The organism is Paenibacillus sp. FSL H7-0323 (assembly GCF_038002725.1).
Lineage (GTDB): Bacteria > Bacillota > Bacilli > Paenibacillales > Paenibacillaceae > Paenibacillus_AQ > Paenibacillus_AQ odorifer.
Genome location: NZ_JBBODB010000001.1, coordinates 4,704,178 through 4,731,012, shown reverse-complemented (window position 1 = coordinate 4,731,012; position 26,835 = coordinate 4,704,178). Strand labels below are relative to the sequence as shown.

General features: G+C 42.8%; 19 protein-coding genes and 1 riboswitch. Of the genes, 15 read left to right on the top strand and 4 right to left on the bottom strand.

Annotation, left to right across the window (positions count from 1 at the left end):
* The first annotated feature begins 67 nt into the window (after window positions 1-67).
* The 3 genes from MHH89_RS21350 (at window position 68) to MHH89_RS21340 (ending at window position 3,079) form a co-directional block, all read left to right on the top strand.
* Complete coding sequence (locus MHH89_RS21350) at window positions 68-829, top strand: SDR family oxidoreductase (protein WP_076124164.1); 762 nt, start codon at window positions 68-70, stop codon at window positions 827-829.
* Window positions 830-1,256: 427 nt separating this feature from the next.
* The gene (locus MHH89_RS21345; RefSeq protein ID WP_076124162.1) at window positions 1,257-2,051 is read left to right on the top strand and encodes an alpha/beta fold hydrolase; all 795 of its coding nucleotides are present in this window, start codon (window positions 1,257-1,259) and stop codon (window positions 2,049-2,051) included.
* Between the two features lie 38 nt (window positions 2,052-2,089).
* Complete coding sequence (locus MHH89_RS21340) at window positions 2,090-3,079, top strand: sensor domain-containing diguanylate cyclase (protein WP_341088053.1); 990 nt, start codon at window positions 2,090-2,092, stop codon at window positions 3,077-3,079.
* Between the two features lie 16 nt (window positions 3,080-3,095).
* Here the strand turns inward: MHH89_RS21340 and MHH89_RS21335 are convergent, their stop codons facing one another.
* A complete protein-coding gene (locus tag MHH89_RS21335) occupies window positions 3,096-3,947 on the bottom strand; it encodes a leucine-rich repeat domain-containing protein (protein ID WP_341088051.1) in 852 nt (283 codons plus the stop codon).
* A 135-nt stretch (window positions 3,948-4,082) separates the two neighbouring features.
* Here MHH89_RS21335 and MHH89_RS21330 point away from each other — a divergent pair, with 135 nt between their 5' ends.
* From MHH89_RS21330 to MHH89_RS21300, 7 genes are all read left to right on the top strand, one after another.
* Window positions 4,083-4,766, top strand: a complete 684-nt coding sequence (locus tag MHH89_RS21330; protein ID WP_076278248.1) for a Crp/Fnr family transcriptional regulator — start codon at window positions 4,083-4,085, stop codon at window positions 4,764-4,766.
* Window positions 4,763-5,800 carry an EAL domain-containing protein gene (locus MHH89_RS21325; RefSeq protein WP_339245463.1) on the top strand — a complete coding sequence of 346 codons (1,038 nt, stop codon included), beginning with the start codon at window positions 4,763-4,765 and terminating at the stop codon, window positions 5,798-5,800. Before MHH89_RS21330 ends, MHH89_RS21325 begins: the two co-directional genes overlap by 4 nt.
* A 116-nt stretch (window positions 5,801-5,916) precedes the next feature.
* Window positions 5,917-6,483, top strand: coding sequence for a hypothetical protein (locus MHH89_RS21320; RefSeq protein ID WP_076282228.1), 567 nt, complete (start codon window positions 5,917-5,919; stop codon window positions 6,481-6,483).
* 157 nt (window positions 6,484-6,640) lie between these two features.
* Window positions 6,641-6,727: riboswitch (cyclic di-GMP riboswitch) on the top strand.
* A gap of 257 nt (window positions 6,728-6,984) precedes the next feature.
* Window positions 6,985-12,798: an NPCBM/NEW2 domain-containing protein gene (locus MHH89_RS21315; RefSeq protein WP_341088049.1), complete on the top strand. Its 5,814-nt coding sequence runs from the start codon at window positions 6,985-6,987 to the stop codon at window positions 12,796-12,798.
* Window positions 12,799-13,042: 244 nt separating this feature from the next.
* Window positions 13,043-13,678 (top strand): response regulator, encoded by a 636-nt coding sequence (locus MHH89_RS21310; protein ID WP_076124152.1) that lies wholly within the window; start codon window positions 13,043-13,045, stop codon window positions 13,676-13,678.
* Between the two features lie 84 nt (window positions 13,679-13,762).
* On the top strand, window positions 13,763-18,844 hold the full coding sequence (locus MHH89_RS21305; RefSeq protein WP_341088047.1) for an AAA family ATPase: 5,082 nt from the start codon (window positions 13,763-13,765) through the stop codon (window positions 18,842-18,844).
* The gene (locus MHH89_RS21300; protein ID WP_076191591.1) at window positions 18,841-19,494 is read left to right on the top strand and encodes a response regulator; all 654 of its coding nucleotides are present in this window, start codon (window positions 18,841-18,843) and stop codon (window positions 19,492-19,494) included. The genes MHH89_RS21305 and MHH89_RS21300 overlap by 4 nt, the downstream gene beginning before the upstream one ends.
* Window positions 19,495-19,506: 12 nt before the next feature.
* Here the strand turns inward: MHH89_RS21300 and MHH89_RS21295 are convergent, their stop codons facing one another.
* Together MHH89_RS21295 and MHH89_RS21290 are read right to left on the bottom strand one after the other, a co-directional pair.
* The gene (locus MHH89_RS21295; protein WP_076124149.1) at window positions 19,507-19,917 is read right to left on the bottom strand and encodes a DUF2752 domain-containing protein; all 411 of its coding nucleotides are present in this window, start codon (window positions 19,915-19,917) and stop codon (window positions 19,507-19,509) included.
* A complete protein-coding gene (locus MHH89_RS21290) occupies window positions 19,898-20,236 on the bottom strand; it encodes a DUF4234 domain-containing protein (RefSeq protein WP_051491231.1) in 339 nt (112 codons plus the stop codon). Before MHH89_RS21290 ends, MHH89_RS21295 begins: the two co-directional genes overlap by 20 nt.
* Before the next feature lie 221 nt (window positions 20,237-20,457).
* Here MHH89_RS21290 and MHH89_RS21285 point away from each other — a divergent pair, with 221 nt between their 5' ends.
* Window positions 20,458-20,799: a zinc ribbon domain-containing protein YjdM gene (locus MHH89_RS21285; RefSeq protein ID WP_341088046.1), complete on the top strand. Its 342-nt coding sequence runs from the start codon at window positions 20,458-20,460 to the stop codon at window positions 20,797-20,799.
* A 55-nt stretch (window positions 20,800-20,854) separates the two neighbouring features.
* Here the strand turns inward: MHH89_RS21285 and MHH89_RS21280 are convergent, their stop codons facing one another.
* Window positions 20,855-22,519 carry a histidine kinase N-terminal 7TM domain-containing diguanylate cyclase gene (locus MHH89_RS21280; RefSeq protein WP_076124145.1) on the bottom strand — a complete coding sequence of 555 codons (1,665 nt, stop codon included), beginning with the start codon at window positions 22,517-22,519 and terminating at the stop codon, window positions 20,855-20,857.
* Window positions 22,520-22,803: 284 nt separating this feature from the next.
* Here MHH89_RS21280 and MHH89_RS21275 point away from each other — a divergent pair, with 284 nt between their 5' ends.
* The 4 genes from MHH89_RS21275 to MHH89_RS21260 all read left to right on the top strand — a co-directional run bounded on the left by MHH89_RS21275 (window position 22,804) and on the right by MHH89_RS21260 (window position 26,743).
* Window positions 22,804-23,862 (top strand): LLM class flavin-dependent oxidoreductase, encoded by a 1,059-nt coding sequence (locus MHH89_RS21275; RefSeq protein WP_076278251.1) that lies wholly within the window; start codon window positions 22,804-22,806, stop codon window positions 23,860-23,862.
* 55 nt (window positions 23,863-23,917) lie between these two features.
* Window positions 23,918-24,382, top strand: a complete 465-nt coding sequence (locus MHH89_RS21270; protein WP_076132951.1) for a RidA family protein — start codon at window positions 23,918-23,920, stop codon at window positions 24,380-24,382.
* A gap of 177 nt (window positions 24,383-24,559) precedes the next feature.
* Window positions 24,560-25,594, top strand: a complete 1,035-nt coding sequence (locus MHH89_RS21265) for a C40 family peptidase (protein ID WP_076124139.1) — start codon at window positions 24,560-24,562, stop codon at window positions 25,592-25,594.
* A 141-nt stretch (window positions 25,595-25,735) separates the two neighbouring features.
* Entirely contained in the window at window positions 25,736-26,743 is a 1,008-nt protein-coding gene (locus tag MHH89_RS21260; protein ID WP_076307566.1) for a sigma-70 family RNA polymerase sigma factor, read from the top strand.
* The last annotated feature ends 92 nt before the right edge of the window (window positions 26,744-26,835 follow it).

Genomic DNA, 26,835 nt, shown 5'->3' with positions numbered 1-26,835 from the left:
TTAAGCGTTAAAGAGATTTTATATATTGATATTTACATTATAGATAAACGTAAAGGAGACTTCCAACATGAAACTTCAAGACAGAGTTGCAGTGGTTACTGGGGCGGCATCGGGTATGGGGAAATCTATCGCAGAGTTGTACGCTAAAGAAGGGGCAAAAGTGATTGTAGCCGATCTGAACCTAGAAGGTGCTGAACAAGTAGCCGCAGGGATCAATAGTAACGGTGGAGTAGCTAAGGCACTGAAAGTAAATGTTGCCCTGGTTGGAGATATTGATAGCATGATTGATACCGCTGTAAAAGAATATGGCACGTTAGATATTTTAGTGAATAACGCAGGGATTATGGATGGCTTTGAGCCAGTTGGTGATATTACAGATGAACGATGGGATCTTATCTTTGATATCAATACCAAAAGTGTAATGCGGTCCACTCGTAAAGCACTGCCTATTTTTTTGGAAAAAGGAAAAGGGGTTATCGTTAATACTGCTTCTACAGGTGGGGTAAGTGGTGCCCATGCGGGAGCAACTTATACTGCCTCTAAACATGCTGTAGTAGGCTTGACGAAAAACACAGCTTTTATGTATGCCAACAAAGGGATTCGTTGTAATGCTATCGCACCAGGAGCTACTGCCACAAACATCAGTGCTTCAATGAAAAATATAAATGAATTCGGCGTGAGCCGTACGCAATTAACACAGGCTGTGATCCCTCGTGTAGGTACACCTGAAGAAATCGCACAAGTTGCGTTATTCCTGGCTTCGGATGATTCCAGTTTTGTAAACGGAGCTATCATCGCTGCTGATGCGGGTTGGACTTCTGCATTCTAAATGTTGGTTGTCTACCTCTGCCTCAACAGTTTATCCACGGAGTCTTACGGACCCAGATGATGTTATTCGCAAATTTTCAGCCTTTTGAGAAGGAATTCGGACTCCAGAGACGCTATTTCATATAAATCGGCCCATATTTTGTGTTTTCGCGCCAATAGCTGCAGTGGAGTCCGATAGCAATTCAAATGTGGAATAATGGCGCATTTAAGGTCTTCTGGGTCCGCTAACCAATTTTTTGGGGCAAAATGTTATCGGATTGAACGCAGGGGTGCCCCAGCACGCTACCATTTTGCCAAATGATGACCCAAACGGGAGGCTACATAAAACTCCGCTAGAGATTAATCTAGCGGAGTTTTTTCTACGCTTGATATTTCCAGGGGAACCCTGCAAAATAGAGAGAATGCTAACTATAGAGGAGTTATATGAAATGAACGATGTTATGGTGCGGAATCATGTAAAAGTCATTGGAGCAGGAGAAAAAACTATCCTTTTTGCGCATGGATTTGGGTGTGATCAAAGCATGTGGCAGTTTATCACGCCATCATTTGAGAAAAAGTATCGAATCGTTCTATTTGATTATGTAGGCTCAGGCCATTCAGATTTAAGCGCATATACATCGGATAAATATCATACTCTCCATGGTTATGTACAGGATGTACTAGATGTTATCGAAACATTTGAACTCAAGGATCTTATTTTTATAGGTCATTCTATTAGCTCTATGATCGGTTTGCTTGCTTCAATCGAGCGGCCGGATTATTTTGATAAAATGATTATGATCGGACCTTCCCCACGTTATTTAAATGAGGGAGATGCTTATTTCGGGGGCTTTGAAAAAAGTGATATTACTGAGCTTCTGGATATGATGGAGATGAATTTCGCGGGCTGGGCTAGCTTTATGGCTCCACTTGCGATGAATAACCCTGACCCGATGTTGACTAAACAGCTGGAACGAAGCTTTATTTCGGCCGACCCTATTATCGCTAGAGAATTTGCGGAAGTTACATTTTTTTCGGATCATCGAGAAGATCTGCCTAAAGCGACAGTGCCTACACTCATATTGCAATGCTCGGATGATAGTATCGTTCCTATAGAAGTAGGAGAATATTTACATAGACATATGAATAATAGTACGCTCCGGTTAATGGAGGCCAAGGGCCATTATCCACATATTAGCCATCCCCAGGAGACCATTACTTTGATTAATGAGTACCTTGGGTGAGATGGAGAAGATTATGGTGTTGAAAGGATATTTAGACAATGGATGACCGGTTAAAATATGCGCCATGCGGATATGTTTCCATTACCCATGAAGGAATGATCCTCGATGTGAATCAAACCTTTTTGGATGGGATGGGATATCAGCAGGTTGATTTGGTAAATAAACATTTTGAATCTATCATGTCTACGGCCAACAAGCTTATTTTTCATTCATACTTCTATCCTTTTATCAATCTGAATGGACATGTAGAAGAGCTATTTATCAATTTGAAGGACAGCAAGGGGCAAGCCGTGCCTTACTTGTTAAATGGTAGACGCCTTGAATGTGAAGGTGTAGAGGTCATTGATTGTATTCTCGTACAGATGGGCAAACGTATTGATTATGAGCTAGAGTTACGATCTGCGAAGAAGCAAATAGAAGAGGCGTATTGGGAAAAAGATCAGGCGCTGGCAAAGCTCAAACAAATTCACCTGGAAATCGAGCAAAAGCAAGCTGAGTTGCTGGAGATGAATGCCGTTTTAGTAGAGCTATCTACTACAGACAAGCTTACTGGATTAAAGAATAGAAGGTTCCTGCAAGAAAAGCTGGAAGAGCAGATTGCAGCGTATCACCGTGATCAGGCGCCTTTTTCATTATGTATTCTAGATATTGATCACTTTAAAAATGTGAATGACACCTACGGTCATCAGATGGGTGATTATGTCCTGGAGAAATTAGCGAGTATCCTGAAGTCCCAATCACGTAAAGAAGATATCGTAGCTAGGTATGGTGGTGAGGAGTTTATCCTTCTGCTGCCTAATACAGATTCATCGGATGCCACGGCTATAGCTGAGAGTCTACGACAATTCATAGCCAGCTCCACTTGGGAGATTGGCAGCATTACGGTAAGCATTGGCATAGCTACCTTTGAAGCAACTGATACAGACATCACTCTTCTGGAAAAAGCTGATCAAGCGCTTTACGTTTCTAAAGAACAGGGGAGAAATGGCGTTACGCATATTATGGATTTGAGTGAAAAGCTTCTTTAATTGGAGGCTTTTTTTGTTATTTATAAACGATACATCCTCTTTGCTCTAATTGCTCTAAAATGTCTGTTCCCTTCAAGCTGTGATTCCATCTTAAATCCAGTTTCTCTAATCGTCCAAGTTGTAGAATCGAATCCGGGATTTTTTGCAGATTATTATCTCTTAAATCAAGCTCAACGAGGCTGTTTAATTGACCTATTTCCTCAGGGAGTTTATTCAGTTTATTTTTTCTAAGGTTCAGTCTTCTTAACTTGCTTAAATTACCGATAGATGAAGGCAGCTTAGTGATTCGATTATCACTTAAATCGATTATCCGAAGTTCTTCTATAGAATCCAAATGATCTGGTAACATGACCAGTTGATTACCATAGAGATGGATCTCTCTTAGGCCTTTTATTTGTGTGATCGAATCAGGTAAACGTTCCAGCTGATTATAATAAAGCCGCAATTCAATCAGACTGCTCATTTCGCCTATACGGGTAGGCAATTGCTTGAGATGATTATCTGTTACGTTCAGATACTTGAGCTTCTGGAGATTACAGAGCTGCTCCGGCAGCTGTTCGAACTGATTATTGCTTAGGTATAGAAAAGAATCCAACCCCTGCAATCCGCCAATGCTCTCCGGCAACACCTTCAGCCGATTATGGCCTAAATCCAGCATTCTTAGGTGAACTAAGCGACCGATGTTCTCGGATAAGCGTTCGATTTCATTGCCCGCATAATTTAGTACCTCTAATTCGTCATGAAGGAAGAGCTGATCGGGAATCTCTTTAATATGATTGTTGTACATGCTCAGTTCTAGTAGCGGATTGCTCTCAAACACGACATCTGGCGTTTCAATAAGTCCTTTTCCGTCAAAATTATATTTCATGAATGGATCTCCTTTGTAAATCGTATTGGCATCAAGCCTATGTGACAACGTTACGATAGAATATAACAGGATGATGATTTATTATCAGTATGTTGGCATACAAAACTATGGAATGTGTTAGAAAGGAATAATGAGATGGAAGCTTCTTTTTGGACTGGCACTCGCTTTTTTCAGGGTTTACCCTCGGAGAAAATCGAGGCGGTCTCAGGATTATTCACTTATAAGGCATATTCTAAGGGAACCCTGGTGTTTGCAGAATCAGATCCGGGGGATCATGCCTACATTATCTATTCGGGGATTATAAGGGTGTATGCTACCACGAAAGGGAAAGAGCATACCGTAGATCTTTTTGGAAAAGGCGATTTCTTTGGCGATCTGGAAGTGATCCATCCCTCCAATATAAGAGTGCTGTCTGCGGTGGCTATGAATGATACTGTATTATTTGAGATTAAACATGAGCCTTTTAAGCAGATGCTTGCCGATTACCCGTTGATTAAGGAGCAATTGATGCTGCTGCAAATGGAGCGTTTATTTTTATCGAATCGGTTATTACATGAAATGAAATTTCATGATGCGAGAGCGCGTGCGATCTTTACGCTGAGAAGACTATACCAAAGATTTGGAGTAGAGGAGCAAGGCAAACAGAGGATTGATCTTCGATTGACCCATCAGCAGTTCGCGGATATGATCGGAACGTTAAGGGAGACGGCTACCCTTGTGCTTAAAGATCTGCAAGAGCAAAAGATTATTGAGATTCAACATCAGCAGATCACCGTGTTAGACCCGGCGTATTTACTGGAGTATACGGATTTCGATTGAGAAGAGCCGTTCCGGGATTCAGAGAATCGATTATTAAAGGGGTTATGAATGTGGCTTGTAATCATTGTGTAGTAAGAGATCTGAATTTTGAAATCAAGGCTCATGGTGAGCTTAATCTTAGGGTTTTACCTGAGGTTATTCATCACTTGAGTAGAAGTAATACGATACATAAGGTGGAAGAAAATGTGATTACAGTTAAGGAGGCTGGGGTGCGGGATTTTCTGGATTTCTGTAATGACCATATGGAGTCGGAGCAGGTTGAATTCCGTATAGATGACCAAACATGGAGACCTCTATCCGAATTACCCACTGTACTTGATATGGAGTGGATTGATGAGGTTATCACTAAGGGTCTTGTTACTTGCTACTTCCAACCGATTGTGAACGTAAGGGAAGAGATTTTTGCATACGAGCTCCTATCCAGATTTAAAAAAGAAGACGGATCTCTTATCTATCCTAATGAGATTTTTGCGGCGGCACGGAATCGTGGGCGTTTATATGCTTTAGACCGGTTATGTAGAATGACGGCTGTAAAATATGCTGCACCCTTAAATAAAAAAACGTTTATTAATTTTATCCCAACGTCGATCTACGCTCCAGAGTTCTGCTTAAGATCAACCGTTGAACTGGCCAATCAATTAGGCGTCGATCCTTCTCTTTTTGTCTTTGAAGTTGTTGAGACGGAGAAAGTGGATGATCTCGCTCATTTGAAAGCTATTTTGACATATTACAAGGATCGGGGATTTGAATACGCTTTAGATGATGTTGGTGAGGGCTTCAGCACGATCGAGATGTTATTGGAGCTTAAACCCCATTACATGAAGCTGGATATGAAATATGTTCAGGGTGTGTCCAGCGATCTGAACAAACAGAAAATAGCAAAGCAATTTTTAGAAAAAGCTTTAGAAATCCAATCCGTTCCTTTAGCAGAAGGTGTGGAGTTTAGAGAGGACTTTGAATGGCTTAAGCAGAGTGGTTATCAGTTGTTTCAGGGTTATTTATTTGGAAAGCCTGATCCTATTCCCAAACAGTAATCCTAATGAGTATATATCCGTCCAGAGGATGAGATGAATTTCAGGTCAGAGTCTGAGTACAGCCAACCCCCGGGGTTGTATAATTTAGGTAATTTGAAAAGGGGGACGGGATGGATATGAAATGGCATCAATTTGTAACGCGCTGGGCAGATTCTAGGGGCTTTGATGGACGAGAGATTGATTATCAATGGCCTTCTCCCTCATTTCCGGTCATCAGTATTCGCAGTAATCTAGGGCGATACTCAGGTCAAGCGTATGGTCGTGGAGGTAAACCCCGTGTGAAGACAGCCGTTGGATTAATCGCTATTGGAGATGTAGCTGTCGGATTGATTTCCATAGGTGCGATAAGCGTGGGCGTATTATCCTTAGGAGCAATATCACTGGGAATGTGGTTAGCGATCGGAGCAATAGCACTTAGCTGGCTTGGCTTCGCAGTGGGAGCGATTGCGATTGCAGGCGTGGCTGTAGGAGCGATCGCAATCGCGGAAAAAGCGTTGGGGGCCATCGCCATAGGGGATACGGCGTTTGGTGCGATAGCGATAGGCAGGATCGCTGGGGGTGCCATAGCTATCGGACAATGGGCATATGGTGTAATCGCAGTTGGCGAACATGGTTTCGGATTAATTCCCGTCACGGGCGATGTGTGGAATTGGTTCCGGGGTTTGTTTGGATCGGAGAGTTAAGTAGACCTACAGTCCTAAAGGATGCCCTTCTCTTCCGGGATAGTCGATAAATAATATCTATCACATAAGAAAAACTAATTGCAATTACCTATACTCATTTCATACCAATTAATCATGCGATCCGATCTAGGCTTATGTTACTCTTTGAATGTATTCGAAACTTCATAGGCAAACCTATGGAAATGTAGGGACGCAAAGCTAAAGGGACTAAGGTTATCATAACTATTGTCAGCCAGCTGCCAAAGAGTGTGTAACGCTTTTTGTTAAAATATAAGAAAGTATAAGTTATACACCTATACTTAATATCTTATATTTCTCGCTTAAACGCTTACCGTCCTTATAGGACGCCGAAGGCGTTTATGCTTGTTAAGGTTTAATAAAAATTAAGTCTTAATTTTTAGGCGACTTTATACGCAATCAAGCTACTCTTTTGGGGTAGTTTTTTTTATGCCCATTTTTGGGCACTGGAGAGATTCATATAACATCTGGGGGTAAGAAGAGATGAAGAAAATGATTGCGATCGCTACATCGGCGGCCATGTTGGCCAGTTTTTCAAGTGAGGCAGGTTATGCTTTAGCAAGTGAGGTAAGCAAGGTAAATGTAACAAAAACAGTGGCGCAAAGTAAGGTTAACTTATTAAGCAACGCTTCGGTTATTCCGTTTGAGCTGTACGGCAAGGATGCTCTAAATGCCTATAATGAGGTTTTTAGAATGAATCCAGCAAATATTAAATCCATCACAAATAACGGTGGCAACTACTCAGGCTCGCCTATAGCTAAGGCTATGGATGGGGATATGAGCACGCATTGGGAGACTGGCAAACCGAATAGTTCAACGTTTACGAATGAGGTTGTGTTTGTTTTCAATGAGTCCACTGAATTAAATAGAATGGTATACGCGGCTAGGCAATCCGGTGCGAAAGGTAAAGGTTTTGCTCAAGAATTTGAGATCTACGGCTCCACTACCGATGCGGGTGATTTTACGCTCGTGTCTTCTGGAGAATATACAGGCTCAACCGGTGATGTAGTGGAGATTCAGTTCGCACCTACGGCTTTTAAGAGACTTAAATTTGTCTTCAAAAAAGCGAACCAAGATTGGGCGAGTGCGGCTGAGTTTTCTTTTTATAAAGAGGATAGTGTTTCTGCTAAAATGAAAAATTTATTTACAGATGATACCTTGAGCCAAGTTAGTGCTGCTTTTGATACGGCAGAGAAATTAACAGCTTTAGAGAATGAAGTGCAGGCACATCCACTGTATGCGCAGTTTAAAGAAGAGATAGAAAATGCAAAGATCCTTTTGGAGAACCATCAGGTAGAGGCAACGGCAGCCAAGGTTTCGAAGCTAAAAGGGTATGGAACAGCCTATGAAAATGCCTATAGCCAAGCTTATAGAATGCCGAATGCAAACGTATCAAAAGTAACGGTGAACGGTGGAAGCTACCCAGGTACGAAGCCTGAATATATGCTGGATGACCAGCCCACTACGCATTGGGAAACGAACAAAAACAATGATGCAAGCTTCACGAATGAAGTTGTGTTTGAACTAGCGCAAGCGGAAGTGCTGGACAGAGTAGCTTTTTTGGCTAGAGATAACCGCAAAGGATTCCCAGAGGCTTTTGAAATCTATGCATCAGAGACGAGTAAAGGAGAGACCTTCCAACTTGTATCTAGCGGAACCGCGATTAGTACCAATGACTTTCTGGAATTTAAATTCGAACCGACGAAGTTTAAAAGATTAAAATTTAAGTTCACAAAAGCTAATATCAACAGACCTTTTGCGGCTGAATTTAGATTTTATACAGAAGATAAAGTAAGCGAAGCTGTAAATGGTATTTTCACAGATGGAACGATGAGTGCAGTTGTGCCTGCTTATAATAGCGTCGAAGCAATCAACGAATTAGAAGAAGCGGCAAAAGTACATCCGCTCTATCCAATCCTGAAAGATTCTTTGGATTTAGCTAAGAAGCTAGTGAATGGTGAAGTTCAAACCGAAGGCACCATCATTGAGGCGGAACAACGTGGAGATATGAAAAAGCATGCGCAGGAAAACCTGAGAATTGGTTTTGGTACGAACAACCAGCCTACAGGTCTCGTTGCAATGCCTGGAGATACGATCAACGTTTATGTGGACGCAGCTTCTAACGATAAGCTACCTTCTTTAGTCTTTTCTCAACAAGAGGCCGCTTGGAATGTTTGGGCTAGAGGTGTGCAATTGCGTCCAGGTAAGAACATTATAACCGTTCCTGAATTTGCTACGAATAGTTATTATGCACATGAAGTGACTAAGGGCGGTACAGTGTATATCGTCAATCCATATACAGCTGAGGAACAAGGGAAAGCGCCATTGATTCGCTTCGAAGGTTTAGAAAAGATTCCTTTTATGACCAAGACCACGGATCCAGAACAATTCAAAACCTTCTTAATCACATACAAACAAAGACTGGACGAAGATAAAGCGGCTCATCCAAATGTTCAAGATCGTAAACTCATAGATGTGGTAGAAATGTCCAGCGATCATGTTATTTTCACAGGAACGGCGACGGAGGCGTACAACAAATATATTACGCAAGGAAATAACCCGCTGGACACCGTAACTGGGTATGACACCTGGATGAAGAGTATTTTTTCCTTCTATGGCTTGGATGGCAGTAGTGAGATTCATGATGCCAAGCTAATTCGTGAGAATATTCGCTTGATGCAGCCTTATGGTGCGATGTATGCAGCGGGAGATCATACAGGGATCCAACTTGGAACAGTAGGAACCATGTTAGGTGATTTTAACAAAGCCTATCCGGGCTGGGGACTGAATCACGAAATTGGGCATCGCTTGGCTATGGGTGAACGGGAATATGGCGAAGTAACTAATAATATGGTGTCTATGTTTATGTCTGTCGCAGCGAATTCGATAGATAATCGTATACCGTATGAATCAGATATCTATAAATATGTCCTCGAAGAAAATAAAGTGGTTATGAATCAGCAGGGCTTATTTGCACAACTCGGAGCCTATTGGCAGCTGGAGCTGGCACATCCGGGATACTGGACAGAGCTAACCAAGCTATATCGGGAGCGGAAGGTCACCCTTACCAACGGTGACAATTCCAAGCAGCAGTATTTGGTGGAGTTCTCCTCCGAAGTACTGGGATTAGATTTAAGCAGCTATTTTGCCAGACATGGCTTCACTGTGAATCCTGAGACAAAAGCGAAAGTAGCCAAGTATCCGGCACCGCAAAAGTTATGGTATTTAAATAACTCGGTGATTAATTATGAGGGAACTGGAATAGCGGATAAAAATCTGGCCATTAAGGTTAATATCACACCTAACACCACGGCTAGAACGAACACGTTAAGTTTCAGTATAGATAAAGAGCTTAAGCAAGACTTTTTAGGATATGAAGTGTATAGAAATGATGTGTTAGTTGGTTTTACAGGAACTGAGCAATTTGTGGATCAGAATGTAGATGTGAGTATCAACTATACGTACAAGATCGTCGGTTATGATAAAAAGCTGAACCCACTGAAGCCCGTACAGGTTAAAGCCTTTAAGCCAGCCTTGTCTGTTGAAGATCAGCTCACTTTAAAGCTTAATCAAACCTTTGATCCGATGAGCTATGTAAAAGCGGCTAACTATCTAGGAAATGATATTACTGCAGATGTCTCTCTGAAAGCCAATAACGTTGATGTAACGCAAAAAGGCAACTACGAAATTGTATATGAAGTGAAAAGCGAAGGGGTTACGGAAACGAAAACCACACAGGTTACGGTAACGAGCGACTACGCCTATATTTCCGATCTCAATGCCAAGTCAGTCGTTGTAGGCTGGGGTGAATTAAAGAAAGATAAAGCCGTTTCCGGAGGAATCATAACCCTTGTTCGCCAAGGGTTGGCTGCGACGTACGCGAAAGGGATTGGTGTTCATGCCAACTCTGAGGTAGTTTACGATATTGAAGGTAAGGGTTACGACTTCTTTGAAAGCTACATTGGGATTGATCAAGCCATGAAAGGGAAACCTTCCTCGGCTACTTTTGCAGTGTATGTGGATGGAGAACAGAAATTTGAGAGTGATGTTTTCCGGGCAGGAACAGAACATCAATTTGTGAAAATCCCTGTGACTGGCGCAAGAGAGGTGAAGCTGGTTACAACAGATGCTAAGGATGGCAATGCTTCAGACCATACGGTATGGGCGGATGCGAAGTTCTCGAATAATTCAAGCAAACCTACCATTACAGTACCGGAAGAGACAACCTTCGTTAAGCTGAACAGCGAATTTGATGTGTTGAGCGATGTAACAGCTTTTGATACGGAAGATGGTAACTTAATTGGAGCCGTTGAAGTGCATTCAAATGGATTCACATCAAGCAAAACAGGGACTTACAACGTCGAGTTTTCAGTTACAGACTCAGATGGGAACTCCGCTGTGCAGGCCAGAAAGATTGTTGTATACAGCGCTAGTAAATACCTGAGTGATATAGATTGGCAATCGGCAAAAACGGATTATAATGTGGTTCGAAAAGATAAGGCTAGCTCTAACAATCCGATTAAGCTGCTGGTAAATGGCGAGGTCAAAGAGTTCGCTAAGGGCTTAGGAACCCATGCCAGCTCTGAAATCGTGTATAATCTGGCAGGTGCAAACTATGAATATTTTGAAACGTATGTAGGGGTTGATAGAAATATCCCTGAGCAAAGCAACTCCAGTGTAATTTTCAAAATTTTTGCCGATGGGGCAGAGGTTTATAACAGCGGACTGATGAAATTTGGTACAGAAGCCAAGCTTGCGCGGATACCTGTTAAGGGTGTAAGTGAATTGAAGCTGGTGTTAGATAATGCAGGTAACGGAAATGCTTCAGATCACGGTGATTTTGCTGATGCGAAGTTTATGATCTTGAACAATACACCAGAGCTTACCATACCTAAATCTGTCTCAACCAAAGTGGGTCAAGCGATTGATATCAGTGAAAGCTATTCCGCAATGGATTCGGAAGACGGTGAATTGACGGCTCAAGTGAAGGTCACAGGTCAAGCGCAAGTTAAATTCAACCGGGCTGGAAAGTATCCAATCACTTACACAGTAACAGATAGTGATGGAAATACGACCACGAAGATTAGAACTATAGCCGTAGTAGACATGACGGACTTTACGTATCTGACGGATTACGACTGGAATTCTACTCAGAACAGCTATACTGCACCTTTGAAGGATAAATCTATTAGTGCAAATACGCTGAGATTAACAGATGAGAACAATCAGGTAGTGTCCTATGAAAGAGGAATTGGAGCGCACTCTAACTCGACGATTGTATACAATCTAAGCGACAAAAACGCGGACTATTTCACTTCCTATGTAGGTGTAGATAGACAAATGTACGGTTCTGTTGGTTCGGTGAGCTTTGAGGTGTTTGTCGATGGAGAGAAGAAATTCGATAGTGGGGTCATGGGTTCGAGAGATCCGCAGAAATTCATCGAATTGGATATTAATGAAGCAAAAGAACTGAAATTAGTCGTCACAGACGGGGGAAATGGCAACGGATCTGACCATGCTACATGGGGTGGAGCCAAACTACATTTCGCGAATGGAGATCACTTATTCACTAGAGATCTCGAACAGGCGATTGCAGCGGCTAAAGCAATTTCTCTAGAAGGCTTCACACCTGAGAGCATCGCGGCATTTACGTCCAGCCTCTCGATAGCAGAGACAGTGTTGGCTAACTCTTCTGTTACGCAAAGTGAAGTAGACGAAGCTGTAGCAGCGTTGCAACAAGCAACCGAAGGTTTGGTCCAAATAGATCTTACGCAAGTGATTACTGTGGCGGACCCGTATTTAAGTGCTTCGATCAAGACTACATTGGGCGTAACTGGAGAATTAACATTAGGTGATATGAATAACCTTACAATGTTAACTAGCGAAACCAGAAGAGCCAGATCCTTGGAAGGTTTGCAGTACGCGAAGAACCTAGAGACACTTGATATTACTGGAAATGAAATTACAGATTTCTCCCCATTACAAGGATTAACTAAACTAACGAGCTTATTGGCCGACCCACAAATGGTAGAGGTAGGAGAATTTAAGGGACCTGTAGTTGAAGTGGCCAATCTGGTGAAAGGGCTCGATGGCAGCAAAGTGATCCCTAATTCGGCTGGGGTAAGAAACACTAGAACATCTAAAGAAATTGTGTTTGATATGAAGGAATGGGCTGCTAATCCGGATGTGTTCACTATTGACCTATCAAACGAGGAGAAAGGAACTTACATGCTGGGGTTAACTTACCAAGTCGCAGGTAATCTCGTGCAAATCATTTCTTTTATTGATAATAATTAAATTCCCAAGAAAGCAGGCGGATTGTGGTCTCTATAACCATGGTTCGCCAGTTTTTAAATGAGGGGTTTTTATGTAAAAATATCCATTTTGTCATATGACAAAAGAAATGACAACGCTCACTATAAGCGGTGTAGTCTTTTAACTATACTTAATCAGAAATGCGCCAAATTTAAATGAATACTCCAATTGAAGCTTTTTATACAAAGAAGTAAATAATGTATGCGGTTTAGAGGGAGCTGTTTCTGTGAAAATCATCATTGTAGATGATCATCCTTTAGTTAGAAGAGGGCTGGCATCTGTCATTGCAATGCAATCGGATATGCAATTTGCCGGTGAAGCTACGAATGGTCCGGAAGCACTTGATGTGATTGAAGAGACAAAGCCAGACATTGTCCTCATTGATCTTAAGCTTGCTGATGAATCAGGACTGGATGTCATTAAGATAGCACGTACCCGCGGCATTGTTAGTAAATTCATACTGTTGACTTCCTCTGCGAGCAGAGAGGATTTTTTGAGGGCTGAAGAAGTATTGGTAGACGGATATGTTCTGAAAGAGGCACTGCCGGAGGAATTACTGTTTGCTATCCAGTTGGTGTACAAAGGGAGAAAATACTATGATCCTGGTCTAATGGAAGAAAAGATGCGAATGAGCGCCAGCAGTCCAACAGATGAATTGACACCAAAAGAGAAGGAAGTCCTGATTCAGCTTGGACAAGGTGCTTGCAATAGAGTGATTGCCACACGTCTTTTTATCAGTGAATTTACGGTGAAGAAGCATGTCAGTCAGATTTTAGCGAAGCTGCAGGTTACTGACCGGACACAGGCGGCATTGTGCGCGAACGCGATAGGATTAACGAAATATGAAATGTCTTATGAGTAGAACGGCAAGATCAGATGTTATAATGGCTTTAACTACTTTGTGAGATTGAGTATTCTGTCTAATTGTAATTAGGGAGTGCTGTTGATGTTTGAATTGCCAGGATACCAAACCTTAGATCTGATAGATAATACCGCAGATATCAGGTTATACAGACTCCTACGTCAAGAGGACGGCCTAAGAGTTATCGCTAAGACAACAATAGGAGAATATCCGGGAGCTGCCATGGTCGATGCTTTTCGTCATGAGTATGACATGCTTAAGCGACTTTGCGGTCGTGGTGCAATAGAGCCGTACAGTTTGGAAATTATGGCGGACCGACCAGTCCTTCTCTTAAAAGATATAGAGGGGAGTACCCTTGGGCAGATCCTGCGTATACCTGTTAATTCACTGGGTCTTCCAGCGCTAATTCGAATCGCTACAGCTATTGCTGATTGTCTTATGCAAATTCATCGTGAAAAAATAACACTAAATGAACTAACCCCCGCTCATCTAATCGTCAATCCCATTACTTTTGAAGTGAAATTTATTGATATAAGAATGTGTTCTACCGAAAACACCACGAGTCCTTTGTCACCGTTAGGCGGCCGGCCCGATGTTCTGCTTCCTTATATCGCTCCAGAACAAACGGGACGAACCGGAGTCAAACCGGATTACCGTTCTGACTTTTATTCGCTGGGGATCATCCTGTATGAATGTCTCTCGGGCAGCCGCCCCTTTGAGCTGCATGATGTTGTTGATATTGTATATCGTCATCTTGCAGATACACCTGAGCCTCTGCACCGCAGGTTCCCCACTATCCCTCTATCGGTCTCTGATATTGTTGGTAAATGCATGGAGAAAATGCCTGAAGCGAGGTATGCCAGCGCGTTTGGCATTAAATCGGATCTTGAGGAATGTCTATCCTGTCTAGAAGAATCCGGGCATATTGAGCCTTTTCCACTAGGAAGCTGGGATATCCCAGAGCGCTGGATGGTATCAGGACGCTTCTATGGAAGACATCTTGAGCAACAAAGCTTAAGAGAAGCACTGCAACGAGCATCACAAGGTGCCGTAGAGACGGTTTGGATTAGCGGGGAGAGTGGTATCGGCAAAACAACCTTTCTGAAGGAGACCCTTAGCAATACAGTCTCTTTGGATGGTTTCTTCGCCAGAGGCAAGTTCGAATCCCGACATACCTCACTCCCTTATGGCATCTGGCATCAAGTCATAGAAGAGTTGGTTAGTCAGCTGCTGATGGAAACAAAGCTGCAGGTGGAGGTTTGGAGGCTGCGTATTCTACAAGCAGTGGACAATTACGGTCAGTTGCTGATCGATTTTGTTCCTAAGCTTGAACTCTTGATTGGCCCTCAACCCTCCGTGCCTCCACTGCCACCGCTGGAAGCTCAGCATCGCTTTCAATTAATCATGAGCCGATTTATTCAACTCTTTCCTCATGAGGATCATCCTTTGATCTTGGTATTGGATAATTTGCAATGGGCTGATGATACGTCGCTGCAATATCTCACTTCGCTTATAGAGGGTACAGCAACGACTCATCTGCTAATCGTGCTTTCCTATCGCAATCGGGAGATTACAAGGCTGCACCCGCTCAGTAGGCTGGAAAAACATCTGATTGACCGCAACGTAGCGATGAGCAGAATTTCTTTACAAGCGCTTGAACTCACCGATTTAAAACAACTGCTACTTGATGTTATGCGTTACGAGGCAGCTGACTTGGACGAGCTGGCGCGCGTGCTGCTTCATAAGACAGATGGAAACCCGTTATTTATTAAGCAATTCCTTCAAGATTTGATAGATGATCAGCGAGTGGAATTTGATGAGAATATTCGAAGCTGGAAATGGGATCTCCAGCGTATTACTGAATTGAATGTACCCGATAACGTAGCTTCATACCTTTCAAGTAAATTGCAGCAATTTCCTGAACAGACGGTATATGCACTTAGCAGAGCCGCATTTATAGGCAGCCTATTTGATTTACGTACACTTGCTGATATTACGGAGACACCGATAGAGACATTGAACGATGCGTTGGCGGTTGCTGTACATGGGCGCTTGTTGCAGCCCGTTAACGGGGAGGAATATCCGCATTATAAGTTCCAGCACAACCGCATTCATCAGGCAGCATATACTTTTATTTCCGAAGAGGAGCGTTCCGAGCTGCATTGGAGGATTGGTCTGTTATTGCTAGGCCGAGGCCCGCTTAGTGAAGGAACGACTCTATTCGAAGCTGTCCATCATTTGAATCAGGCACTTACATGGTTAGACCGCCCTGAAGAGAGGCTTCAACTAGTAGAGCTGAACTTACAGGCAGGGATAAAAGCGAAGCAAACAACCGCACATGAGACAGCCTTGCAATATATGCTTCAGGCAACGTCATTATTAGAGGAGCAGAGCTGGGAGGCGCATTATGGGCTGACCTTCCGGGTATTCCGTGAGAGGGCGGAGCTCGAATATTTATGTTCCCATTTTGATACGGCTAATGAATTATTCCATCTGTTAATTGATAAAGCTACGACAAATATGGATAAGGCTTACGTCTACGTAATGAAGGTGCAGTTGGAAGCAAGTAATGATAACCATGAAGAGGTGATCTCCTTAGGCCAGCATACCTTATCGTTACTGAAAGTGAAGCATCAATTTGATCCTGGTTATGCTCAATTGACGCTTCAATGGTTACGATTGCGGCATAGACTCAAGAAGGTCTCACTCGAATCGCTTACTCTTTTACCTCCAATGACTGATGAAGCACGTAGAATCGCAATGTCTACTTTAGATCATTCAAGCAATGCTTGCTTTTACGTCAATCGAGAAGGGTGGCTTGCTTCTTCCTTCACCATGATTGAATTAACGCTTGATTATGGGATGACTCCGGAGGCTTCCATTGGATTCATAGGTTATGCAATGTTTCAATATTATTACTTCCGTAATGATGAAGAGACATTCAAATGGGCCATGCTGGCGTTCAGCTTATCCGAACCCTATCCGAAACAGCACATGACAACCTTAGCCGCGTTCGCCATGTGCTACGATAGCTGGCGGCATTATGATCCTGCTATGCTCCATACGTTTACCGAGAAAGCTGGTAAAGTAGGACTGGAATCAGGTGACTTATGGAAGGGCAACCAGAATGTGTTGATCAACTGTGCCTCCCTTTTGCAATTTGGTCATCCTCTCGGCGATATCTATGAGCGATTAATTACTCATTCCGGTGATTTGCTGCGCCATAACAACAGTCTTCATTGTAAGCAGGCTATTGTAGCAGCGGCCATTCTTGTTCGCTTGACAGGTTATCGCTCTATAGATGATCCCTTTCCCATCGCGGAGATTAGCGAGCCTGCTTTTGCACAGTCGGTTCATGGGGACACCTTTGATTTTATACAAGAAATGGTCTGGATCTATCAATATTTGACGGGCTATGTATTTGGGGAATACCGAGAAGCCAGTGAGGCATTAGCCAAATCAGCGGCCATTATAAAATCACGCGAAGATGGCCTAGACAGTCCCATGCAGATCATGTATGAATGTTTAGTCTGGGCTCAGTTGTATGAGGAATATAACGCTGAAGAGCAACGTACATATCGGGCAAAAATGCGTAAATGCTTGAAGAAAATGAAAAAGCTTGCCAGGCGTTGTCCGGGGAATTATCAGCATAAATATCTGTTAATGAAGGCTGAGTTAACTCGTCTATCGCGAGATCCCCGCCAAGCTGAAGCATTGTATGAGCAATCCATTGAGAACGCTCGGATCCACGGTCATATTCACGATTTAGCGATGGCAGCGGAATGTTATGGTAAATACGGGCTTCGTCATGGCAAAATGCATCTGGCAAGAATCTATATGACTGAGGCCTATGAGGCTTATCTGCAATGGGGCGCAAAGGCTAAAGCGGCTGACCTGGAGCAGCAGCATCGCCATTTGCTGCATATTAAACGAGAGCCCGGGCTCGATCGTGTGGATTCCCTTTCTGTGGTAATGTCTGCCCAAGCATTATCCGGCGAAATGGAGATGAGCCGATTATTGGCCACGCTGATGCGAATCATGCTCCACAATGCTGGGGCAGAATATGGGGCTGTTATTTTTGATCATGACGGCAAATGGATGGTGGAAGCTTATGGGACCTCAGAAGCCCAGCATATCGAATCTGTTCCACTTGGGGAAGAATCGGGGTTGGTCCCGGCAGCGATTATAGCTTACGCGGCAAGAACACAAGAACAGGTTGTATTACATGATGCACTCAGTGAAGGAATATTTACACGTAATACTTACGTTAGGAATAATAGACTGAAATCGGTTCTATGTCTCCCCATCATGAATCAGAATAAATTGGTTTGCCTGCTCTATTTAGAGAATAATCTATCGCCGGGTGTATTTACTCCAAGCAGACTCGATGTGCTCAAGCTGCTTGGTTCACAATGCGCAATCTCAATCGCTAATGCCAAGCTGTATTCGGGAATCCAATATCTCAAAAAAAATCTGGAGGATCAGGTGGTAGAAAGAACTCGTAGCCTGGAGCGTTCGATGCGTGAAACATCTGCGGCGTTGGCCGAAGCTACTGTTTTTGAGGAACGCAATCGTATTGCCCAAGAGATTCATGATATTGTCGGGCATACCCTGACATCGACGATTCTGCAGATTGAAGCTGGCAAGCGGCTGCTTCAGAAGAAGGAGATAGACAGCGGCTTTCAGCGTCTGGCTGAGGCCCAGGATCTTGTGCGGCATAGCTTGAATGAAATCCGCGGCTCTGTCCATATGCTGAAAGAGGACAGGTATTCTGATCTAACCGTGATGCTGAAGCAGTTGATTCGAGATACAGAACGCAATGCAGGCGTTGTTGTTCATGCAGTTATTTATGATCTGCCGGAAGCCATGTCAACAGCCTATAAAAAGGCAATCTATCATGCTTTGCAGGAGGGCTTAACTAATGGGATCAGACATGGGAAGAGTGTGGAGTTCCATTTTAGTCTGGAGTCTGTTGGAGCGAACTTGCAGTTTAGACTCAAGGATTGTGGGCTAGGGATGAGTCCAATCGTGATGGGATTTGGACTTAGGACGATGAAGGAACGGGTTGAGCAGCTGGGAGGCAGCTTATCCATCGATTCAGAAATGGATGAAGGCTGTTTACTGGAGATTGATCTGCCCATGCGAAGGGTTGTGGATAGAACATGAGTAAAATAAAAATTGTAATTGCCGATGATCAATTGTTGACGCGGGAAGGACTTCGCACCATTTTGGATCTGGAAGATGATATGGAAGTGGTTGGTGCTGCCAAGAATGGAGAAGAAGCTTGCGAGATGGTTGAGGCATTCCAGCCTGATCTGGTGCTGCTCGATATTCAAATGCCAGTTATGGATGGCCTTAGCGCCTTGAAACGAATAAAGCAGATTCGCCCGAACATCTTCATTCTGATTCTGACTACTTTTATAGAGACTGATTATATTGTAGAGGGAATGGCCTACGGAGCAAGCGGTTATATGCTGAAGGACATGGATGCAGATAAAATGATCGCTTCGATTCATGATACGTTATCCGGGCAATTTATTCTGCCAGCTCCGGTAGCAGCCAAACTGGCATCGAGGATGAACAGGTTAACAGAGGACTATGAACACTGGCAAAGATCGGGTCTGGATCGTATCAGTCTGACAGAACGGGAAGAGGAGCTGGCACAGCTCATTATCCGGGGACTGAACAACCGTGAAATCGCCGATACATTACATATTGCGGAAGGTACGGCGCGCAATTATATTAGCAATCTTTACAGCAAATTAGAAGTGGTTGATCGGGCCCAAGCAATTGTGCGACTGCAGGCTATTTTGTAATAATTGTTGCTGTTAACGAATTACTGTCGGGGCCAAATATTCAAACAGCGGGAGATTCCTCAGTATTCCAAATGTAACGGTCAGAATCAACATTATAGCCATAATTGCCTGGCTAAGAGGCCGGATTTGCTTCTTATTAGTAATCCAATACAACATATACAGAGGTGCTAAAATAAACAGCAACGGGTTAAATCTAAACGCTTGAATAACGTCGAACTTCAGCAAGGAAAGAATAACTCTTGTGACTCCACATCCGGGGCAATACAATCCAGTCCATTCATGAAATGGACAAGGGATACTAATATTGGTTAAGGGTATCCATGCTTTGAGATATACTACGCCGACGAGACTTAAGGACACACCCCAAAATAGTTTAGGATGTGTCCTTTTATAAATCGTAAACTTATACCAGTTTATTAACATCGGATTGTACCAAGGCATACGTGACAATACCCAGGCCAAAGAGTGTCAGGATCACATAAAGCACTGAATTATCTGACGGGTATTGGCCGCGCTGTCTTTGAGCTTCAGCAATATGTTTACCTACCTGATAGGCCCAAATGAAGCTCCAGATCCCGCACGTAACCAACGTTAGAAGGAAATGTTTTCCTCCTGTAAATGTATAGTCTCCACTCAGTTCGCCTACCTCATTGGTTAGAACAATAAACCAATAGATTGTATAGAGCCCACATGTAATTAATGACAAAATAATGGCGAATGCAACACTTCTGCGACTTATCATTACTCACTCTCCTATGTATTTACATAAAAATTCGACATTTCCATCTTATTGAATTAGGAAAAAATATACAAGACAATATTTGAGAATTACTGTCCGCTGTCGAAATCTAGACAAACTTACTGCTGATATCTAGTGGAAACCTTACCAAATATGAAATATACTTTTGAGGCTATGCACTGGAACCACAACTAGATTTACATTAACGAATGGAGGACACTTTGATGTCAACTTTGCCAAATTGCCCGAAATGTAATTCAGAATACACTTATGAAGATGGTAGTTTGCTCGTCTGCCCGGAATGTGCGCATGAGTGGAGCCTCGACACAGAGGCTGAAAGCAGTGAAGAGAACAAGGTTGTCAGAGATGCCAACGGAAATATTTTAAATGATGGAGATGCTATAACTATTATTAAAGACCTTAAAGTAAAAGGAAGCTCATCCGTTCTGAAGATAGGAACAAAGGTGAAAAACATCCGTTTAGTGGACGGAGATCATGATATTGATTGCAAAATCGATGGTTTTGGAGCTATGAAATTAAAGTCCGAGTTAGTTAAAAAGATCTAAAAAATAAGAATCAGCTTAACTTCAACAGAAGTAGGCTGATTCTTTATTTTAAACGTTATCTATTAATCTCAACAATCTGATTTCGTCCGGCATTTTTTGCTTGATATAAGGCTTTGTCCACTGATTCGAATAAATCATTTAGTTGATTGGTCAGGCTTTCTGTATATTGTGCTGCAAAATTACTAATGGACAGCAGTCCCATACTAACAGTAATCGAGAGGGAATGAGCAACATCCTCTACATGTACTTTATTAGCTTCTATTATAGATTTGATATGTTTTGCTAAGTGGTTTGCTTGTGTTTGATCTGTATTTGGTAAGTAAATGATAAATTCTTCTCCGCCATAACGCGCCAGAACATCCGTCTCCCTCAACGTTTTCTTAATTACCTCTACCGTGCTGCAAATGACGACATCACCGATTAAATGGCCGTAATTATCATTCACTGTTTTGAAAAAGTCGATATCCAGAAGGATGATAGCAAAAGGCTGCTTGAGTTTCATATTTTCTATGATCTCATGCTCTAAGTGCAACGTTAAGTAATGACGATTATAACAACCGGTTAGGCTGTCCGTTATGGCCATCTGCTTAAGTTTTTGGTTAGTCTGCGATAATTCATCCTGGATTTCAGTTAATGCAGCATTACGCTCTTGCAGGGTCTCGTTCTGGTGATTGGTCTCGGCTATGAGGCGATGCAGCTCGCTTCTGTCCTGAAAAGTGAGAATGCGTCCAACCCTGATTCCACCTACCACAATCGGCGCCGCAGTAATGTTAATGTATGCATCGAGTGAGGTGTAGAATAGTTCAACCTCAGTCCTCTCCATGGGCTGGTTCAAGTATGTATGAAGGAATAAATCGAAAGCTCCGGAAGTTTGCTCTATGGGTGCGATGGTCGACACGTCAAAGTGAGCACCGATTTGCAGATGGATTTTTGGAAAAAGCGAGCGATTGATTTCTACTACAGTCTCACTATCATCCAGTACAAGAATTCCTTCTGTAATGGTGTCAATGATATCCTGATGGGCGATGGTTACGAGATCAAATATTTTATCCCGATGGATAGCAATTACGAAAAAGATTGCCGAGATTAAGATCCCCAGAGAGGTCAGCCCTGGAATAACTGGATCAGATTTAAGCAATACCACATTAAGAAAAACATCCAATAAAATAAATACCGTTAGCACCAGCACCCCTTTGAGCACATGAGCAACTTGTTTTTTGATCCGCTGTGTAGTGTTTGAGACTAGCGCTGAATAGATGATATACAGAGAAATCATTACGCTGGTGGTTAAGAAGATAATAAGCAGCCAAAAAATCGGACCATAATATCTTTCGATATATCCGCCGTTCATAGGGAGAACAAAACTTCCGTTTGGATTGGCGATCACCCCTACTAAGATCAAAGCTGCGAGAATGTATAGGATCAATGTGTTCTTTTTTCGAAGAAGATGTGAATTCCCGGTGAGTAGTACCGTGAACAGAAGCCAGCCAATCGTTAACAGAACCGAGTCGATAAAAGCGAGCTTTACATAAAACAATTGAAACTTGGGATCGTCGGTCGTTTTGATAGCGAATTGGCAGAAGGGCCATAACATCATAGTAAAATGAAAAACTAAGTATGCTTTATGTAGGTTAGTGATAGTTACAGACGCAAATATGTAGATGAACAAAGCGAACAAAACAAAAAATAATAACAAATCAATCCATGTCATGATATTCATTTCAGTGACACCTTCTCCCACCCGGTTAACAGTTCTTTCATGTTACCTTGAATTTTATTCGTTTGCCATATGATTATTTGTTCTACGACAACCGCTATTTGTTTAAGAGTCTTTCAACATATTCCTTCAAAATCCTCTATTTGTAAGCGTGGTTTTGCAAATTTTAAGGATGAGTTTCCCGGGAAACTAGGGTTGGACAGAATGACTAGCTTTTTTAACCTTAACTTGTGTTATAATCAAACAAACAATTTAAAGAGGAAATTATAGTTAAGGGGGATTTGTAAGTGGAAATAGGAATAAGCACGTTCGTAGAAACAACACCGGATGTTCAGACGGGTGAAGTGATAAGTCATGCGCAGCGATTGCGCGAGGTTGTAGAGGAGATTGTGCTTGCAGATCAGGTGGGTTTAGATATATTTGGCGTGGGCGAACATCATCGCAAAGATTATGCGGCGTCTTCTCCAGCAGTTTTACTGGCTGCGGCGGCCTCACAGACGACACGGATTCGGCTAACCAGTGCGGTTACAGTACTTTCCTCTGATGACCCCGTACGTGTGTTTCAGGATTTCGCTACCCTGGATGGAATCTCGAATGGACGCGCAGAGATCATGGCAGGCCGGGGTTCTTTTATTGAATCGTTCCCGCTGTTTGGGTATGATTTGAATCATTATGATGAGCTGTTCGATGAGAAGCTGGACTTGCTGCTCAAAATACGGGAATCCGAAAAAATAACCTGGAGCGGCGTGCACCGTCCTGCCATTAATAATCTGGGGATTTATCCGCGTCCCGTGCAGAATCCATTGCCAGTATGGATTGGCAGCGGAGGAAATACAGAATCCGTAATTCGTGCAGGTCTACTAGGGTTACCGCTTGTGCTGGCTATCATTGGCGGCAGTCCGCTACAGTTTGCTCCGCTCGTGAAGCTCTATAAGAAGGCTGCAGCGCAAGCGGGACATGATGTATCGAAGCTGCCCGTTGCTTCGCACTCGCACGGCTTCATTGCAGAGGACAATCAGCAGGCTGCCGATATGTTCTTCCCTTCTACACAAGCTAGTATGAATGTTATTGGCCGGGAACGCGGATGGGGTCAATACACCCGTGCAAGCTATGATGCGGCGCGTAGATTTGAAGGTGCCTTGTATGTAGGTGACCCAGAGACCGTTGCTGAGAAAATCATTCACCTGCGCAAGCAAGTAGGCATCACACGTTTTATGCTGCATGTGCCGCTTGGCACAATGCCTCATAAGGATGTAATGAGAGCCATTGAGCTATTGGGTACCCAAGTAGCACCCATTGTTCGCTCTGAGATATCGAGATGGGAAGCAGAGGTTGAAGCTAAGTAGTAACTATGATCTTACTTAATTATTGAAGCTGTTGATAATGGAGGGGGAGATGGATATGACAGAGCACACTATAGCGAGCAGACTCGAAGCATTAGGAGTTGTCCTGCCCGAGGCTAGTGAACCGGCGGCAAAATACGCTAACTACGTAATTGTTAATGGTTTATGTTTTGTGTCGGGAAAAGGACCAGCGGGCCATCCCAAAGGGAAGCTGGGACAAGATTACACTACCGAGGAAGGCTACCATTTTGCACGTTTAACGGGTATAGAAATCCTTGCCGTCCTGAAGACAGCTTTAGGTTCTTTGGACAAAGTGAAAAGAGTAGTCAAAATTCAAGGCTTCGTTAATGCAGATCCCCTTTTTGAAGAACATCATAAAGTGCTTAATGGTTGTTCAGATTTAATGCTTGAGGTGTTCGGAGACAAGGGTGTTCATGCTCGTTCTGTATTGGGTGCTGTTTCTGTAAGGGATAATCTTCCGATCATTATTGATTCCATTTTTGAAGTTGAGGAACCTGTCTAGCCGGCTCCATGAGGCATATTTAAAAAGAGGACTATGATACCGAAAGGTGATCGTAGTCCTCTTTTTTTTAGGTGCTTATGCCGTAGGTAGATGCTTACCCCAAAATTTGTAACAAAACTAATCACCCTTTTTTTAGTAACAATAGGTGTACATATCAATCAACGAGGTGATGACATCATGAAATTTCAAAAGAAAGCTATGTTACTTTTACTACTTACATCTATGCTCTATACTGCTCCGGCCTATGCGGCGACAACGCCTCAGACTCCGGTTACAGCCGTCTATCTGGATGATCAACAGCTACAATTGGGGGCTCAGCCCTTGTTAGTAAACGATACAGTACTAGTCCCTATGCGCAAGTTATTTGAAGCTCAGGGGGCAAAGATTACTTGGAATAATGATACCAAGACCGTTAAGGCAACCAAGGGAGACCTGGTGCTGACCTATCGTATTGGTGATCAGGCAGCGAATAAAAATGGCCAGTCCTTAAGTGTAACGGTTCCCGGCCAGATTGCCGGCGGTTATACGATGATGCCACTGCGTTTTGTCAGCGAAGCTTTGGGCAGCACTGTGAAGTGGGATACCACTACTCGTGCCGTTCGTATCTACTCGGCAGTGGATTACGATACGACAATTCTATATGGGGTTAACCTGCGAAGTTTGCCAGACTCGTCAGCCCAATCAACAGTGCAGCAAATGTTGTCAGCAGGAGATAAGGTACATGTGTTTAGAGAAGTAGATGCTTTATGGTTAGAAGTGCGAACACAAGATAACAAGAGTGGCTATATATCTGCTAAACCCAAATATAGCAATTATACTAGTACGGCTCTTGTAGAGCGGCAGGGAAGCGAGCTGCTTGCTTACGGAGAAAAATATCTGGGAACACCTTATGAATTTGGTGCTGCTACTGACCAGACATCTACCTTTGACTGTTCTTCTTTTGTAGGACATGTATTTAAGGATGTGTTGGCAATTGACCTGCCACGTGTCTCTTACAATCAGGCCAAAGAGGGCAAAGAGGTTGGAATTAACGAGCTGCGCAAAGGGGACCTGTTATTCTTCAGTGCACGAGGACTCGATATTGGGCATGTGGCGATTTACGCGGGAAATAATCAGATCCTACATACGTACTCCAAGGAGCTTGGCGTTCATTATGAAGCCTTAAGTGACAAGTGGAAGAAACGTTTGGTGACGGCTCGCAGATTGTTTTAGCTAGGTAATAATTAGGCTATAATTATCACGGTGAAGAAAAGTTGAAATCCCCTCTCCATTAAAAATTATTTGCAGGCATAAAGACGGTTTTTGAGTCTCTTTTCCGTCTATGTTATGAGCTTGATGTTAAGGAGGAAAATAGTGACTTGTACAGACGCAGAACTGGTAGATAAGGTGTGTAAAGGTGACATGGATGCATTCAGTGTACTTATCGGCAAATATTCCAATGCAGTATACGGGGTTGCTTATGGTAAATTGGGTGATTTTCATACCGCACAAGACATTGCCCAAGAGGTTTTTGTTAAAACCTATCGCAAATTACCTAACTTAAAGGAGCCTGAGAAACTCGCCAGTTGGTTATATGCGGTTACTGCACGGGAATGCATGGATTGGTTTAGGTCAAATAAAAAGAAAACTGCTTACGAATTCATGCAAAAAATGGAGGTTCCGCAGCCAGAATCTACCGAAGATCAGCTGCTCAGAAAAGAACTCCAGCAAGATGTGTGGAAAGCCTTAAACACCCTATCAGAAGCTAACCGTATAGTCACAATTCTCTACTATATCGACAGTTACAAGGTCAGGGAAATCGCCGATTTCCTTGATTTATCCAGCGAAGCTGTTGAGAGTAGACTCCGCAGATCAAGAGCGATCTTAAAAAGGGAGATGTTGAGTACAGTGAATAATAATCTTAGTGAAAACAAATTACAGGACGAATTTAAGAAGAGAGTCTTTCAGGATGAAAGAATGACTGAAACGAATTTTCGTCGTGTGGCTATGGGCCAGAGTGAATTTGATGATATTGATATGCATAAAACAAACTTCTCCAATGTAAATATGGAGGGGACCGGATTCGATAATATTAATATGAGCAGTACTACCTTTAATGACATCAATATGCATTCTGTTAAGTTTAATGAAGTGGGGCTGTGGGAAATAGAGGTTAGTAATAGTGAACTAGGGGAGGCTTATTTCCACGATATTCATTTGTACGGTAAAGGCAATAAGTTTGAGCGATGCCAGCTGAACGGGACATCCTTTGTAGATTGTGATCTTTCGAATGTAGATATAAGAGACTGCAATCTTTCAGGCGTCACAGTAAATGGGGTTTCATTAGAGCTATTGTTAGACAGCTATAATAAAAGGAAATAGACTATATAAATCATAGATTTAATCGGAAACCACTTCTTTCTAGGAGTGGTTTTTGAGTTTAGGGTATAATGGATGAAGAGTGTACAGCACAA

Bases quoted from the DNA above. Each gene is read 5' to 3' on its own strand.
- MHH89_RS21330 (WP_076278248.1), top strand. From the start codon at position 4,083: ATGGAAGCTTCTTTTTGGACTGGCACTCGCTTTTTTCAGGGTTTACCC.
- MHH89_RS21350 (WP_076124164.1), top strand. From the start codon at position 68: ATGAAACTTCAAGACAGAGTTGCAGTGGTTACTGGGGCGGCATCGGGT.
- MHH89_RS21295 (WP_076124149.1), bottom strand. From the start codon at position 19,917: ATGTTAATAAACTGGTATAAGTTTACGATTTATAAAAGGACACATCCT.
- MHH89_RS21270 (WP_076132951.1), top strand. From the start codon at position 23,918: ATGACAGAGCACACTATAGCGAGCAGACTCGAAGCATTAGGAGTTGTC.
- MHH89_RS21305 (WP_341088047.1), top strand. From the start codon at position 13,763: ATGTTTGAATTGCCAGGATACCAAACCTTAGATCTGATAGATAATACC.
- MHH89_RS21285 (WP_341088046.1), top strand. From the start codon at position 20,458: ATGTCAACTTTGCCAAATTGCCCGAAATGTAATTCAGAATACACTTAT.
- MHH89_RS21320 (WP_076282228.1), top strand. From the start codon at position 5,917: ATGAAATGGCATCAATTTGTAACGCGCTGGGCAGATTCTAGGGGCTTT.
- MHH89_RS21315 (WP_341088049.1), top strand. From the start codon at position 6,985: ATGAAGAAAATGATTGCGATCGCTACATCGGCGGCCATGTTGGCCAGT.
- MHH89_RS21335 (WP_341088051.1), bottom strand. From the start codon at position 3,947: ATGAAATATAATTTTGACGGAAAAGGACTTATTGAAACGCCAGATGTC.
- MHH89_RS21300 (WP_076191591.1), top strand. From the start codon at position 18,841: ATGAGTAAAATAAAAATTGTAATTGCCGATGATCAATTGTTGACGCGG.
- MHH89_RS21345 (WP_076124162.1), top strand. From the start codon at position 1,257: ATGAACGATGTTATGGTGCGGAATCATGTAAAAGTCATTGGAGCAGGA.
- MHH89_RS21280 (WP_076124145.1), bottom strand. From the start codon at position 22,519: ATGAATATCATGACATGGATTGATTTGTTATTATTTTTTGTTTTGTTC.
- MHH89_RS21340 (WP_341088053.1), top strand. From the start codon at position 2,090: ATGGATGACCGGTTAAAATATGCGCCATGCGGATATGTTTCCATTACC.
- MHH89_RS21265 (WP_076124139.1), top strand. From the start codon at position 24,560: ATGAAATTTCAAAAGAAAGCTATGTTACTTTTACTACTTACATCTATG.
- MHH89_RS21290 (WP_051491231.1), bottom strand. From the start codon at position 20,236: ATGATAAGTCGCAGAAGTGTTGCATTCGCCATTATTTTGTCATTAATT.